Origin of the sequence: Phormidium pseudopriestleyi FRX01 (assembly GCF_017313335.1) — a bacterium.
Lineage (GTDB): Bacteria > Cyanobacteriota > Cyanobacteriia > Cyanobacteriales > Laspinemataceae > Laspinema > Laspinema pseudopriestleyi.
Genome location: NZ_JAFLQW010000377.1, coordinates 1 through 14066, shown reverse-complemented (window position 1 = coordinate 14066; position 14066 = coordinate 1). Strand labels below are relative to the sequence as shown.

The following is a 14066-nucleotide window of genomic DNA, read 5'->3' as shown; positions in this document are numbered from 1 at the left end:
TGAGTATTCGCGCTACTGAATCTGTGACCTTGAGTGGGTTAGATGGCGAGGGAACTCCCAGTTTGGTGCAGGCAGAAGTGGGTTCAGGGGCTACTGGGGATGCAGGCAACCTGACTATTGAAACAGGACAGCTCACCCTCACGGATGGAGCGTATATTAGCAGTTCCACCTTGGGTCAAGGGAATGCAGGCGCTTTGAGTATTCGCGCCACTGAATCTGTGACCTTGAACGGGTTAAATAATGATAGAACTACGAGGAATTTGCAGACACTCGTGGGTTCAGGAGCCACAGGTAATGCAGGGAATCTCACTATTGAAACCGGCAAGTTAACTCTCACTGATGGAGCCAGAATTTCTGCCTCAACTTTGGGTCAAGGCAATGCAGGCGATCTGATTATTCAGGCGACTGATTCAATAACTTTAAGCGGGTTAAATAGGAATAGAAATGTTAGCCGTATAGAGACAATAGTTGGTTCAATATCTATAGCAAATCGAGGAGATCCCTTTGTTTTAGAAGAGCGCCTAGACACATTACTCGGTACAAGATCTAGTAGAGGAAATGCAGGGAATCTCACCATTGACACAGGTCGCCTCACTCTGATGGACGCTGCTCTCCTTTCCTCTCAAACCTTGGGAAATGGCAATGCTGGAAATATATCAGTTCGTGTTGATGAAGTGACTCTGCGAGATGGGGCGCGAATCAGTGTGAGTGCCATTGGTGATTTCTCCCCGGGGGTGTTGCGGGTGAATACCGATCGCCTCTTCCTAGACACTCAATCTGCTATCACTGCTGAAACTCAATCCGGCAGTGAGGGTAACATCGAAATTTCGGCCAATTCCTTAATCATGCGGCGCAATAGCAATATCACTACGAATGCCACTGGTCCTGCAACTGGCGGTAATATTAATATCACCACGGGTGTTCTAGCTGCTTTGGAAAATAGCAATATTAATGCCAATTCCGAACAAGCTCAGGGGGGTACGGTGACGATTGATGCTCAAGCTATTTTTGGGACTGAATTTCGCGAGAGTCCAACTGCCAACAGTGATATTACCGCAACCGGGGCAGATTCTTCCTTGAGTGGTACGGTTACAATTAATAACCCTGAAGTTGACCCGACTTCTGGATTGGTAGAGTTACCGACTACTTTAACCGATGCGGCTCAACAAATCGATTCTAGCTGTCGTCCGGGTCAGCAACAAAGTGAGTTTATTGTGACGGGAAGGGGTGGAATTCCACCTAATCCCATTGAAGCGATTACGGATGAAGCGACTTGGATTGATTTAAGGCCGGGAATGGTTGGGGTGTTGAGTCAAGTCAATCCTCGGACTTCTTCGGTCTCTACGGCTTCAAATTCACGGGTTTTAGTGCCGTCCTCTCCTTTGGTGGAGGCGCAAGGATGGGTTATGAATGCTGACGGACAAATGGAATTGGTGGCGATCGCACCTGGGGTTCCTCCAGACCATTCGACTGTCATACCCCAACTGTCCTGTGCTACAAATTGAGCGGTTTAGGGATGAAATTTTAGCAGCATAGGGTTGGGTAGGGTCTTGTCTATACAGGAAATTAAGCAGGGGCAAAATGAAGGGAAGAGATAGGTTACATCATCGGAATTTTATCGCTCGTTTATATCGAGTTCTGCTGCCACTGGCGGTCCGAAACCGGCTGCTCCATTTCTGTTTAGGCATGGGGATTATTTCGGTTCTTGCCTTCACTCCTTTTCATCTACATCCGATCGCCCTCTTCCCCTCCGATCGCCCTCACAATGGGGTGGCAGTGGCTCAATCTATACCCGATTCTCTCCAACTCCTGGAACAGGGTCGCGCTTTTTTCCAAGGGGAACAGTTTTCTGAAGCGGCAAGGGTTTGGCAACAGGCGGCAATGGAGTTTAATCACGCTGAAAACCCCTTAAATCAAGCATTGGCACTGAATTATCTATCCCTCGCCTATCAGCAACTCGGACAATGGCAACCGGCAACGGAGGCGATCGCCTCTTGTCTCTCTCTCCTCCAAGGGTCACAGTCGAAACGCTTAGATTCTCAACGGTTACCCATTTTGGCCCAAGGTTTCAATACCCAGGGTCATTTATACTACAGCATGGGACAATCGGAACAATCTCTCACGACTTGGCAAGAGGCGGTGGCACTTTATCAGCAATTAGGGGATACAGAAGGAGCGATCGGGAGTCAAATTAATGTGGCGCAAGCGATGCAAGCATTAGGACTTTATCGCCGATCGCGTCAAACGTTGGAACAGGTGGAGCTTTCTTTAGAAAATCAACCGAATTCTTTACTGAAAGCAACGGGATTGCGAAGTTTAGGGAATGCTTTACGCACCATTGGTGAGTTGGAACAATCTCGGGACTTGTTACAGCAAAGTTTAACCATTGCCCAAAGTTTACGCTTATCCTCGGCGATCGCAGCGGCGCAGTTTAGTTTAGGGAATACCGCTAGGGCGATCGCTCAAAAGGCTGTTGTCTTAAACGATACAAACACCGCAGAATTGGAACGAAAAGCCGCTATTGCCGCTTATCAGAAAGGGGCTGAACTTTCTACCTCCCCCCTGATTCAAGTGCGATCGCAACTCAACCAGCTTGCCTTACTCATCGATTTAGCACAAATCTCTGAGGCGCAAAAGTTACTCCCCTCGATTCAAGTTCAACTAGAGCAATTACCTCCCAGTCGCGGTGCCGTGTACGATCGCATTCACTTTGCTCATAACTTAATCAAGTTGTTCCTAGATGAATCACCAGACTCTACCTTGAGCGATCGCAACTTGACAGAAATTGCTACTGGATTAGCCACTGCTGTCCAACAAGCCAAAACCCTCCAGGACCCCCGCGCCGAATCTTACGCCTTGGGCAGTTTGGGCCATTTATACGAACTCACCACCCAATCTGAGGACGCCCAAAAATTGACTCAGCAAGCTCTGATGATAGCACAAGCGATCGATGCCTCGGATATTGCCTATCGGTGGCAGTGGCAAGTTGGGCGATTGATGAAACAACAAGGGAAGAAACCCGAGGCAGTGGCAGCTTATACTGGGGCGATCGCCACCCTCCAATCTCTGCGCCAAGATTTAGCCTCTATCAATCCCGATAATCCCGATGTGCAGTTTTCCTTTCGAGAAGGTGTCGAACCCGTTTATCGGGAATTAGTGGATTTATTAACGGACCCAAATGAATCCCCGACTCAAGAGAATTTACGCCAAGCAAGACAGGCGATCGAATCCCTGCAACTGGCAGAATTAGACAACTTTTTCCAAGAAGCCTGTTTAGATGCCAAACCGATTCAAATTGACGAAATAGATACGACTGCGGCGGTGATTTATCCGATTATTTTACCCGAAAGATTAGCCGTAATTGTCGCATTACCGAACTCTCCCTTACGCCTCTATAACACCGGAGTATCCCAAGCTGAAATTGAAAGTAAGTTGAATGAAATTCAACAAGATATCGGACGACGGGCGGGAAACAATCAGCAAGTTTTGCAAAATTCCCAACAAATTTATGATTGGTTAATTCGCCCTGCGGAAGCGGATTTAAAACAAAGTCAGATTCAAACCCTCGTTTTTGTCCTGGATGGACAGTTGCGAAATGTGCCAATGGCTGCCCTTCATGATGGAGCACAATATTTAATCGAAAACTATAGCCTTGCACTCACTCCAGGACTGCAACTTTTGCCCCCACAACCGCTTGCTCAGGAGCAAGTTCAACTATTAGCTGCTGGTTTATCAGAAGCGCGACAAGGGTTTTCTGCCTTGCAAAATGTAGATCTAGAATTACAGGAGATTCAGGATAACGTTCCGGCTCAAGTGTTATTTAATCAGGAGTTTACCCAAATTAATTTACAAGAGACTATCAATTCATCTCCGGTTCCAATCGTTCATATTGCCACTCACGGTCAATTTAGTTCCCAAGCGGAACGAACGTTTATTTTAACCTGGGATGGCCGGATTAATGTCAAGGATTTAGATAGCTTGTTGCGGAAGAAAGAACAAGAGTTATCTCGTCCGATTGAATTGTTAGTCTTTAGTGCTTGTGAAACTGCATCGGGAGATAGTCGCGCTGCTTTGGGATTGGCGGGGGTGGCAGTTCGAGCAGGGGCCAGGAGTACGATCGCCACGTTATGGCGAGTCAGCGATGAATCAACCGCCGCGTTAATGGTGCGGTTCTATCAGGAATTAGCCCGGGGAGAGGGAATCACGAAAGCAGAAGCACTTCGACTTGCTCAGATTAGTTTGTTGCGGGAAGGACGGTATCGCACTCCCTATTTTTGGTCGCCTTATATTTTGGTGGGGAATTGGCGTTAAAGAATTGATGAGGGTCCAGCGCCAGGGGACGCTGGATCCGGGGGTTAATCCTCGTGATCGTCGAAGGGATCAGCCAATTCCTTAGACGGGGGGCCAAAGGAGGTGTAGATAGAAAAGACGGCGATCGCCACGAGGATCGCGCCAATCCCGATGCTAAGAACTGTTGCCGGTTCGAGATTTTCCATATTTTAAGTAAAATTATGAGACCGATTCCTATAGAATATTACAAAACATTAATTTTCGCCGTCCAGAATAAGAGGTGACGCATGGCACAGCAAACAAAATTGGGAAATCTACTCAGACCGTTAAATGCAGAATATGGTAAAGTCTCCCCCGGTTGGGGTACGACGCCGCTGATGGGCGTTTTCATGGTGCTATTTTTCCTGTTCTTAGTGATTATCCTGCAAATCTATAACTCTTCGTTGCTCCTCAATGGAGTCGATGTGGATTGGACCACCCTCGGGCGCTAACTTACGGCGATCGCCCCTAGAGCAGGGATCCTCCGTATCCCTGCTATCCCGGTTTGACCGGGATTTTTTTTTCTATACTAATAACCAGTGCTCTGTTGGAGGTCTGCGTGAATATCTTTGGCATGGGTTTGCCCGAAATCATGGTGATTCTGACGATCGCCCTTCTCGTTTTTGGACCCAAAAAGTTGCCGGAAATCGGTCGCAGTATGGGAAAAGCGATTCGCGGGTTCCAGGATGCCAGTCGGGAATTTGAAAGCGAAATCAAGCGCGAAGCGGAACAAATTGAGGCATCCCAACCCCCTAAACCCCCTGAATCTCAGAAAGTCGCCGTCTCCGAGGAAGAAGCCATCTCAACCTCTGAACAAGGTTAGGGTGTCGCTACAGATAAAAACCCGCACCCTCAAGGGTGGGGCTATACTAACAAAGCCCCCCTGCGCGGGCTAAAGAGCGAAAACAGGCTTGAGACAACCGGATTGGGTATCAATTGCCAATCCTAAAATTATCCCACGAAGGAAGGGGGTTCATCCAGCCCAAGCCCCTACCTTGGCGGGATTCCTCATTTCATCCCTCCCTCTGTCTGCGCCCAGGTGCCATCCCAGTCGAGTTCAGGCGGCATGAAGAAACCCGCAAAAACCCCTACAATCTAAACGCGAAACCTTAATCCCTGATTTCAAAACTGCCATGACAGCAAGCGAGACATCCGTTCCTCTGGTGATTCCCCAATTGATCGTTGGGTTGGGAAATCCAGAAGCTAAATATCACGAAACCCGCCATAATATCGGGTTCGCTGCCGTCGATATGCTTGCCCGGTCCTGGCAAATTTCTCTGACAGAAAACCGCCGCTTTCAGGGACTATTTGGCGAGGGTCGAGGGCCAAAAGGGAATAAAATCTACCTGCTCAAGCCCCTCACCTATATGAATCGGTCCGGACAAGCGATTCGGGCGGTTACAGATTGGTATAAACTGCCTCCCCAATCGGTTTTGACGATTTATGATGATATGGATTTGCCTGTGGGACGGTTGCGGATGCGCCTTTCCGGTTCTGCTGGGGGTCACAATGGCATCAAATCCACGATCGCTCATTTAAGCACCCAGGACTTTCCCCGGTTACGGGTGGGGATTGGTAAACCCGGGGATGGGAAAGCGGAAACCGATACGATTTCTCATGTTTTGGGTAAGTTCACCCCGGATGAGAAACCCGTGGTATCTGAGGTGATGTACCTGGTTCGAGATGCGATCGAACTTAGTCTCAAGGAAGGCTGCGAAAAAGCCATGAGTCTTTACAATAGTCGCAGTGTGGTCGGAACGAAGCCGTGAGTAGGAAGCGAATCCCTAGAACGACTGCCCATGTTCGGGTGCTGAATCAGTCTTGGCAACGGGGGACCCTGGAAGGGGAAGTTAGTGCCGGAGATTTTAGTTGGAGTTTCCGGTGGTGTTTTCGGGTGGGTAAATTGGCGATCGAACCGTCCCAAGGACGCGCTTTAATTCAAGAACCCTTGGGACGGTTTTTAGAAAAATGCGATTATCAACTCGAACCCGGTGGGGACTATTCTTTCACGATTCGAGCACAGCTTTAATCTCCAAGGGGCTACTCATCTGATTGCTACTTGATGAGGGGTGATGAACAATTGCCGATTTAGGCAGCCCCTTTAATCCCTATTAATCATAAAATTGCAGATTGCCAATTTTATATAAAACAAAAATTCCGACCTCCCCTGATTTTTTGCCCCTATTTTTTTGAGGGAATAACACCGAATCAATATCCAGAAGTGGCCTTGCCGAGAAGGAAGCTCCTCAATGCTGTTAGCGAACTAAAGCATTGGCATCCTACATCGATTTGTGTTATATTAGTTTTCAATATTTTGAAGAATCTCCTGAAAAATAATGAAAGTTATTCTTTGCACCCACAACGGGGGCGGTGTTGGTAAAACAACTTTAGCAGTGCATCTAGCCGGAGTTTGCTCGGAATTAGGAAAGGTATTGCTGGTAGATTGTGACGATCAATCCGATGCTTGAGAATTTTATGCAGGTTATAAACCCGACACTGATAACGATATTTATGTAAATAAAGAAGGAATATCAGTGATTAGTAATAAGAGCCGCAAATCCCTTAAAAGAGTGGCCTCACCTAGCACTTATGATTATGTAGTATTAGATATGGATACTCCCCTACCCAATATCGTCACCGTTATTCTAGGGAGCGACCCAGATTTAATTTTAATCCCCATCAATTATTCTCAAAAATATAAAGCCCTTAAAAATCTAAAGGATACGTTAGAAGTCATTTTAGCACTGGAAGCGAAAGCGACTTTTAGCCCTCAAGTGAGGGTAGTACCTCTAGGTATCAATGCCGATGAAGTTGCAGGGCCATTGGAGAAATTGAAAAATAAACCAGCAAACTGTACTGTGTCTAAATCGATGCCTAATGTTCAAGATACAATGCAGCAATCTATTTATGAGAAAAGAGATTATATTTGGAACGTTCCGAGCCAGGAAAATTTACGAGCTTACTTTGAGGAATTGATTCAAATTTTCCAATAATGCAATTAATAACGGGAGAGAATTCCAACAATGACTAAGAATAGACCCAAAGCAATCGTAGGTGATTCTAACATTCAAAAACATAGTCAAGATAAACCGTTGTCAAAGACAGACTCGAAAGGAGGTAAAGAGCCAGTAGGAAAACCGCGAGTAGAACAAGCGATAAAGGCCGGACAAGAAAATTCTGACCAGGAGGCTTCAGAGTCGTCGGACTGCACTATTGAGCTTTCTAAAGAGGCGCAGGAGCAACTTAAACAAGTTAGTAAGGCATTGAACTTGCCTTTTTCAACTGCGATTTATTCTGCGATTAACTATGTTTATTTTGTGAATCAGGACCATCAAAAAAACATAAATGAAATCATCTCCGATACCCCAGAAAACAATGAAAAGCGCCAAAATTTACATAAACATAAAGTAAACTTGTTTGGTGACACGAACAGTAAGCTAGAAAAAATGGGTCTCAAAGATAGACCCAGCGACTGTGTGATCGCGGGAATTCGTTTACTGTATGAAAACAATTGCTTGGTGAAGTCCAATCAGCAGAGTAGCGAGATTTGAAGTAGCCCATCCATGAGTAGTAATCGGATAATCAACGCTGTGATTGAAGGGTTTTTGTCTGCTGACTCGGCAACCAAACAAGAGCGAGGTCGGCGTTTTGCCTATGTCCTGGGACTCACTCCGGGTCCGGCGGGTGCCGATGGGGGCATTGATGGATATGGTGTAGTTGATGGCTCCAAAATCTATTTTCAATCGAAACTAAAAAGGAGTAAGTTGGGAGCAGAAGAGGCCGGAATATTCTACTCTAATTTGGTCCTGCATCAATCCGATATTGGAATTTTACTCGCGGGGGTTGGCTATACGGGATCAACCCCATCCTTCCCTAATGCAGGATTCCAAAATAGGCTCCTTGAGTTTCCAAATCTGGAGAACTATCGGATTCATCTTCTGAGTTTACGAGATATTCTTTTTGAAGAAACACCTGAATGGGATAGTGCAGTTCAGGATTTACCTCCCTTACGTCAACTGACGCGGGAGGCATGGGATGCTTTGGAGTAGTTTGGAACCCTAGGGAGTTTGGGCTAAATATCGCTCTATTAAGAGAATGGCAACGATATCATCGATCGCCCTTGGGGGTTGGCGCATTCCTTGGGGAATTAGCCTGGTTAATCCCCGAGGTGGATACATTTCCCAATAGCGATCGCGCGCTTCTAAGGTGCTGTAGCGTTCATCCACTTGGACAATGGGTAACGGGATAGAGAGGGATTCAGCAATATGTTCTTGCCACTTTTTCGACGTGGTGCGATCGCCAATCACGAGCAGTTCAACCCCAAACTGTTGAAAGAAGGATTCAATCACCGCGATCGCCTCGGACGCCGGAACCACTTCATGCACCAACAGTTTGCCTCGGCTATTCATCACGGCAATTCCACACTTTAACCGGCCCGGATCGAAGCCCAAAATTACTGTTTCTGTTTGAGCGTTACCCATTGCTTTTTTTCCTTTTCAATTATCCCTATAACTGGAAAATACCCTGGCAATTATTCCGGCAATTCTTCTGGGACCTTTATTCAGATTAACCCTGAACCCAACCGGCAAAAGTCAATCCTCTTACCCTAATCCGTGGGAAACACAACTTTACCCTGATGAACCACCTTAAACTCTAAAGTCAGTGGACCCGAGGTATAAGTTTTACGAGCGGAGATTGCTTGAATGATGCCCGGTTCATTATTATTTTGAAGCTGTTTGATAAATTCTATCAAAGCGGCCATACGACCATCTACTACTTGAATAGAATCCGTTAAAATCCCCGATCGCCTTGCTCTAAAGTTAGCAGCCGCTAACAATAAATTCAACTGTTCTTTAATATCATCTTCATTCATTTGTGAGGGCCGGACCGAAGTCGTTGCCACCAGTTCTCCTTCGTTAAAAACCACCTGATTAGGCACTGCATCAGCAAAAACATTCACTTGCCGTTCACCCAACAAATAATTGGCCGCCGAGAGAATTCTGACCACATAATCTTGACCATCATCAATTTGGCCAATCAGTTGGTCCAGTTCAGTATCAGTAATCGCGATCGCCCATTCATTCAGTTGGGTGGTTCCCGGACGAATCAAGGCGATCGCCGCCAAATTTGCTTCCGTTAACAATTGCTTCGTCGCTTCGGGAGCAGTTTCTGGGCGCAGAACCCGCAGGACCCCAGAAGCCAACACCTGATTCCGGCGAATGGCAACCGTCCCTTCCCGCAACAATTGAAAATCCCGTTCCAGACTTTGGACTTCCCCTTGGAGAAACGCTTGTTGAGTGCCTAACTGTTTCAACAACGAGCGCTGTTCTGTGATCGCCACCTCCTGCTCAGAAATCTGGCGATCGCGCTGGGCGACTTCCTCTTCCTGAAGGGCGATCGCCTGCTTTTGTTGGGCAATCTCCATTTCCTGCCTCGCGATTTCCTGTTCCTGTTCCCCTAACTCCTCTTCCTGAGTGGCGATCGCCTGCTTTTGCTGGGTAATTTCTGCCGCCTGTTCCGCCATTTGCGCCTGTTGCTGGGCAATATCCCCTTCTTGAATGGCGATTTGCTGCTGCTGTTGCGCCAGTTGGCGAATTTGCTCATCCAGTTGGCTTTTCTGCTCCGTGAGCAACTGCCGTTGCTGTGCCGCTTCCTGCCGTTGCTGCTCAATTTCAGCCTGTTTCAGCGCCAGTTCCCGATCCCGTTGGACAATCGTGGCTCTAACTTGCTCCCCCTGTTCGATTAATTCCCGCCGTTCCAGTTGCAGGGTGGCAATATCATCCCGCAGTTTCTGCGCCTGTTGCGACACTTCCTCAAGCTGACTTTGAGCGCGATCGAATTTCCCTTCAATCAGACTCAGTTTGGTTCTAGCTTCCTCAAACTCGGTTTGAATGCCTCTAAGTTGGGTCTGAGTTTGATTCAGTTCCCCCTGAGTCTGATTCAGTTGAGCCTCAGTCAAGGCTTGTTTTTGGAGCGCCCCTTGCAATGAGCCATCAATCTCATTTAATTGTTGTTGCGCCACCACCTGCTGTTCTCGGGCTTGGTTGAGTTTTGCTTCCACCTGCTGTTTTTCGGTGACCACCGCCACGAGTTCCTTCTGAGCTTCTCGCAATTCTTTCAGTTTTTCATCCAGTTGAAACACACCCACTCGCAACGATTTACTCGTAGCAAATAGGATACTCAAGGTTGAGGCAGCAATCATCAACCCGGTTACAATGGTGACCACTGTAGCGGTTTGTCGTGGGCGCAGACCAAATAAACTTAACCGGGCCTTACCGACTTTAGTACCGAGGCGATCGCCCAGGGTGGCGAGCAACCCCCCCAAGATTAAAACAGCCAGTATCAGGACGTATGCGCTCGTCATCACTTATTCAACTCCGTCCAGATCTAGCCAAGACAAAAACTTTCCAAGCTAAAACACTCGGGGAGGAGGTCCGGCAAAGCTCCGCTCTTTTGCACTATAACAGATCCCAATACTGATCCTGATAGCAGTATCCTATCGTTTTTTCGCTGAATCCTTGCATGGACTCAACCTCTCACACCGGATTCTCGGACAATCGTTTCCAGATCCCACTGCGATCGCCCATTCTTTCTATTCCAGTCCCCTCATCACCTCGGTTTTGGGAAAAACAGCTATCAAGCAGACTGTACCCCGTGAAAGTCCCCCCAGGGCAGAAAATCAACGGAAGACTGACTCACTCTCACCCCGATCCCCGATCCCCTGATTTTCTCTGCCCTATTCTGTTAAGGTTGACCTTTGTTTTGTTCAAATCATGTAAATTGCTGACTCAATGCCACTGGATTATGAACGGTGATCTTCTTTTTATGAATGGAGATCATTTGTTCACAACGCAGATCCCCCAACAAACGGGTTACCGTGACCCGAGTTGAACCAATTGCTTCGGCGATCGCCTGATGGGACAACTTTAAATCAATCGTAATCCCCTCCGAAGTCGGTATCCCAAAATCCCGACACAGAATCAGCAGAAAACTCACCAACCGCGATCCCATATCCCGGTGGGCCAAAGTTTCAATCATCATTTCCGTCTGTAAAATCCGGGAAGATAAGCCGCGCAACATCAACATCGACAGTTCGGGGTCTTCCTTGAGTGCCTTTTCCACCTGGTCGATCGGGACCGAAAGCAACTCGACTGGGGTAAAGGCAACCGCATGATAAAAGCGGTCCGAACGATGACCCGTAATCAGGGAGAGTACCCCAAATACACTATTTTCTCGCAGCAGGGCCACAGTAATTTCTTCTCCCGCTTCATAGACTCGGGATAGCTTAACGGCACCTTTGAGTAAAAAATAAACTCGTTCAGCGGGATCTCCAGGGAAAAAGATGGTCTTTCCTCGTTCATAATTCTCCACCACTGGGGGAAATGATCCACCTCCCATCTGACGGAATACTGAGGCTAGTGGTCTATCTTGGGTCATCACCATATCCGTTCCTTCTAGTTGTCATGTCGTAATTTTCTTTTTTGATAACTTGCTAACGGTTTATTGTCATTACCGACCCGCTCTTGTTAGAGTTCTCTGACTTTTGTACTTTACATTACTTAAACGGACCGTTCGCGGTTTTTTTGTGCTTGGGGATACATAATTGCCCCCAGTTGGCTGATCCCTGGATAAAAATATTCCAATCTCCGATTCCCGCCGAGTTCACACCTCCAAACCCACCTCAGCGAGGATGGCGATCGGCCAATCGCCCCGTTACAGAGTCCCCGGTTGTGATTCAATCAAATTGGGGAACAGACCCAGGGCAGTAGACTCTTGCGAGTCAATCCTCTGGCCTCATGGCTGCAACCGTAGCCGGTCAACCGCCATCAGGGGCGATCGCTCTTTTGGGGACAGCCCTGTGATCCCGCCAGCCTCACCCTGGGGCCAAACCCTTACTACTGAGTAATTTTTACTAGAATAAACCCTCCATGCTAGATTTAACAGGAAAAAACGCCTTAGTCACCGGAATTGCTAACAACCGTTCCATCGCTTGGGGCATCGCGCAACAACTCCACAAAGCTGGGGCCAATCTCGGCATCACCTATCTCCCCGATGAAAAGGGCCGTCACGAAAAAAAAGTCAGAGAATTAATCGAACCCCTCAACCCCAGTCTGTTCGTCCCCTGCAATGTCCAGGATGACGCCCAAATTCAAGCCACCTTCGACACCATCCGCGAAAAATGGGACAAAATCGACATCCTGATCCACTGTCTTGCCTTTGCCGGTAAAGAGGAACTCTCCGGAGACTTCAGCAACACCTCCCGCGAAGGCTTTACTCGCGCTTTGGACATTAGTTCCTACTCCCTGATTTCCCTTGCTGCTGCCGCCAAACCCCTAATGACCGAAGGCGGCAGCATCGTCACCCTCACCTACCTCGGTGGCGTCCGCGTCATCCCCAACTACAACGTCATGGGGATTGCCAAAGCTGCCTTAGAAATGAATGTCCGCTACCTCGCCGCTGAACTGGGACCCCAAAATATTCGCGTCAATGGCATCTCTGCCGGTCCCATCCGTACCCTCGCCTCTTCTGCAGTCGGTGGCATCCTCGATATGATCCACCATGTGGAAAAAATGGCCCCCCTCCGTCGGACTGTGACTCAAACCGAAGTCGGCAATACCGCCGCATTCCTCTGTAGCGACTTATCCAGCGGCATTACAGGTCAAATCATCTATGTGGATTCCGGCTACTGCATCATGGGAATGTAATCCCTGATGAATTGAGACTTTACTGATTAAAACTCGGGCTTCAATTCCCAAAAGCCCCCCTTCTTTCGGGGGGTTTGGGGGGATCTCTTTTCCATGATTCAAGCCATCTATCTCTTAATTTTTCAAGGTTTCTCCACAGACAAGATAAAATCAAGAGTAAGACTATTTTTGCGATCGCCCAAAAGCCAATTATGCAGACCCGTACTAGCTTGACTTCCTCCTCCGACAGTCCCACAAAAGCTGACTCCGAACAAAATTTAGGCCAACTCCCCCGGATGTCCACCGTCCGACGTACTACCGGGGAAACCGATGTCCATGTGACGATTAATCTCGATGGTCAAGGGCACTGTACCGCTGCTACAGGTGTACCCTTTCTCGACCATATGTTACATCAAATCGCCTCTCACGGCTTGATTGACCTGGAAGTACAAGCCACCGGGGATATAGAAATTGATGACCATCATACCAATGAAGATGTGGGGATTACATTAGGTCAAGCATTGGGCAAAGCCCTCGGCGATCGCAAAGGAATCATTCGTTTCGGTCACTTTGTTGCCCCCCTGGATGAAGCCTTAATTCAAGTCGCCCTCGACTTTTCCGGTCGCCCTCACTTAAGCTATGGCTTAGACATTCCCACCCAACGAGTCGGAACGTATGACACCCAATTAGTCCGGGAATTCTTCGTGGCGATCGTCAATCACGCCCAAATGACCCTACACATCCGCCAACTCGACGGCATCAATTCCCATCACATCATCGAAGCCACCTTTAAAGCCTTCGCCCGCAGTCTCCGCATGGCAACCGAAATCGACCCCCGTCGCGCCACCACCATCCCCAGTTCTAAAGGCGTTCTTTAAATTCCCTGTCACAACTTCAGTCGTTCTCATATCGGTTGACACTCCCGATGTCTAAAGACACGGGGATTCTTGCATAGCCTTAGACCAAAGCCTAATTCTAATGGGCGCTGCTCATTTCGCCTCTAATAAGTCGGCTCAAATCTAGTTTGAACTTTCCCTTTACGTTTAGTTTGCG

General features: G+C 47.9%; 16 protein-coding genes. 12 read left to right on the top strand and 4 right to left on the bottom strand.

From position 1 onward, the window contains the following. Together J0895_RS14255 and J0895_RS14250 are read left to right on the top strand one after the other, a co-directional pair. Positions 1-1505 (top strand): autotransporter outer membrane beta-barrel domain-containing protein (locus J0895_RS14255; RefSeq protein WP_207088738.1); only part of this gene is annotated, 1505 nt, incomplete at its 5' end. Positions 1506-1581: 76 nt separating this feature from the next. After that, positions 1582-4311: a CHAT domain-containing protein gene (locus J0895_RS14250; RefSeq protein WP_207088737.1), complete on the top strand. Its 2730-nt coding sequence runs from the start codon at positions 1582-1584 to the stop codon at positions 4309-4311. 44 nt (positions 4312-4355) lie between these two features. On the opposite strand, the gene psbN is transcribed toward J0895_RS14250, so the two are convergent. After that, positions 4356-4496: a photosystem II reaction center protein PsbN gene (psbN, locus tag J0895_RS14245; RefSeq protein ID WP_207088736.1), complete on the bottom strand. Its 141-nt coding sequence runs from the start codon at positions 4494-4496 to the stop codon at positions 4356-4358. An 81-nt stretch (positions 4497-4577) separates the two neighbouring features. On the opposite strand from psbN, the gene psbH reads away from it, so the two are divergent. The 8 genes from psbH to J0895_RS14210 all read left to right on the top strand — a co-directional run bounded on the left by psbH (position 4578) and on the right by J0895_RS14210 (position 8378). Further along, positions 4578-4781, top strand: coding sequence for a photosystem II reaction center phosphoprotein PsbH (gene psbH, locus J0895_RS14240; RefSeq protein WP_207088735.1), 204 nt, complete (start codon positions 4578-4580; stop codon positions 4779-4781). A gap of 107 nt (positions 4782-4888) precedes the next feature. Next, positions 4889-5152 (top strand): TatA/E family twin arginine-targeting protein translocase, encoded by a 264-nt coding sequence (locus J0895_RS14235; RefSeq protein ID WP_340643519.1) that lies wholly within the window; start codon positions 4889-4891, stop codon positions 5150-5152. Positions 5153-5462: 310 nt separating this feature from the next. Next, complete coding sequence (gene pth, locus J0895_RS14230) at positions 5463-6098, top strand: aminoacyl-tRNA hydrolase (RefSeq protein ID WP_207088734.1); 636 nt, start codon at positions 5463-5465, stop codon at positions 6096-6098. After that, positions 6095-6358 (top strand): DUF3146 family protein, encoded by a 264-nt coding sequence (locus J0895_RS14225; RefSeq protein WP_207088733.1) that lies wholly within the window; start codon positions 6095-6097, stop codon positions 6356-6358. Before pth ends, J0895_RS14225 begins: the two co-directional genes overlap by 4 nt. A gap of 307 nt (positions 6359-6665) precedes the next feature. Beyond that, positions 6666-6797, top strand: a complete 132-nt coding sequence (locus tag J0895_RS25920; protein WP_242541302.1) for a ParA family protein — start codon at positions 6666-6668, stop codon at positions 6795-6797. A 66-nt stretch (positions 6798-6863) separates the two neighbouring features. Then, a complete protein-coding gene (locus J0895_RS14220) occupies positions 6864-7322 on the top strand; it encodes a ParA family protein (protein WP_242541301.1) in 459 nt (152 codons plus the stop codon). A 30-nt stretch (positions 7323-7352) separates the two neighbouring features. Then, positions 7353-7880 (top strand): hypothetical protein, encoded by a 528-nt coding sequence (locus J0895_RS14215; protein WP_207088732.1) that lies wholly within the window; start codon positions 7353-7355, stop codon positions 7878-7880. 12 nt (positions 7881-7892) lie between these two features. Further along, on the top strand, positions 7893-8378 hold the full coding sequence (locus J0895_RS14210; protein WP_207088731.1) for a restriction endonuclease: 486 nt from the start codon (positions 7893-7895) through the stop codon (positions 8376-8378). Between the two features lie 9 nt (positions 8379-8387). Here the strand turns inward: J0895_RS14210 and J0895_RS14205 are convergent, their stop codons facing one another. The 3 genes from J0895_RS14205 to ntcA form a co-directional block, all read right to left on the bottom strand. Further along, positions 8388-8810, bottom strand: coding sequence for a pre-16S rRNA-processing nuclease YqgF (locus J0895_RS14205; protein WP_207088730.1), 423 nt, complete (start codon positions 8808-8810; stop codon positions 8388-8390). A gap of 125 nt (positions 8811-8935) precedes the next feature. Continuing rightward, positions 8936-10693, bottom strand: coding sequence for a DUF3084 domain-containing protein (locus J0895_RS14200; protein ID WP_207088729.1), 1758 nt, complete (start codon positions 10691-10693; stop codon positions 8936-8938). A gap of 407 nt (positions 10694-11100) precedes the next feature. Then, entirely contained in the window at positions 11101-11766 is a 666-nt protein-coding gene (gene ntcA / locus J0895_RS14195) for a global nitrogen regulator NtcA (protein WP_479724805.1), read from the bottom strand. A 491-nt stretch (positions 11767-12257) separates the two neighbouring features. On the opposite strand from ntcA, the gene fabI reads away from it, so the two are divergent. Together fabI and hisB are read left to right on the top strand one after the other, a co-directional pair. Continuing rightward, the gene (fabI, locus tag J0895_RS14190; RefSeq protein WP_207088727.1) at positions 12258-13034 is read left to right on the top strand and encodes an enoyl-ACP reductase FabI; all 777 of its coding nucleotides are present in this window, start codon (positions 12258-12260) and stop codon (positions 13032-13034) included. A gap of 191 nt (positions 13035-13225) precedes the next feature. Continuing rightward, a complete protein-coding gene (gene hisB / locus J0895_RS14185) occupies positions 13226-13891 on the top strand; it encodes an imidazoleglycerol-phosphate dehydratase HisB (RefSeq protein WP_207088726.1) in 666 nt (221 codons plus the stop codon). The last annotated feature ends 175 nt before the right edge of the window (positions 13892-14066 follow it).

What these genes read in the sequence shown, in the direction of transcription:
- fabI (WP_207088727.1), top strand. Translation starts at nt 12,258, where the DNA reads ATGCTAGATTTAACAGGAAAAAACGCCTTAGTCACCGGAATTGCTAAC.
- psbN (WP_207088736.1), bottom strand. Translation starts at nt 4,496, where the DNA reads ATGGAAAATCTCGAACCGGCAACAGTTCTTAGCATCGGGATTGGCGCG.
- pth (WP_207088734.1), top strand. Translation starts at nt 5,463, where the DNA reads ATGACAGCAAGCGAGACATCCGTTCCTCTGGTGATTCCCCAATTGATC.
- psbH (WP_207088735.1), top strand. Translation starts at nt 4,578, where the DNA reads ATGGCACAGCAAACAAAATTGGGAAATCTACTCAGACCGTTAAATGCA.
- J0895_RS14200 (WP_207088729.1), bottom strand. Translation starts at nt 10,693, where the DNA reads ATGACGAGCGCATACGTCCTGATACTGGCTGTTTTAATCTTGGGGGGG.
- J0895_RS14250 (WP_207088737.1), top strand. Translation starts at nt 1,582, where the DNA reads ATGAAGGGAAGAGATAGGTTACATCATCGGAATTTTATCGCTCGTTTA.
- J0895_RS14215 (WP_207088732.1), top strand. Translation starts at nt 7,353, where the DNA reads ATGACTAAGAATAGACCCAAAGCAATCGTAGGTGATTCTAACATTCAA.
- hisB (WP_207088726.1), top strand. Translation starts at nt 13,226, where the DNA reads ATGCAGACCCGTACTAGCTTGACTTCCTCCTCCGACAGTCCCACAAAA.
- J0895_RS25920 (WP_242541302.1), top strand. Translation starts at nt 6,666, where the DNA reads ATGAAAGTTATTCTTTGCACCCACAACGGGGGCGGTGTTGGTAAAACA.
- J0895_RS14205 (WP_207088730.1), bottom strand. Translation starts at nt 8,810, where the DNA reads ATGGGTAACGCTCAAACAGAAACAGTAATTTTGGGCTTCGATCCGGGC.
- J0895_RS14210 (WP_207088731.1), top strand. Translation starts at nt 7,893, where the DNA reads ATGAGTAGTAATCGGATAATCAACGCTGTGATTGAAGGGTTTTTGTCT.
- ntcA (WP_479724805.1), bottom strand. Translation starts at nt 11,766, where the DNA reads ATGACCCAAGATAGACCACTAGCCTCAGTATTCCGTCAGATGGGAGGT.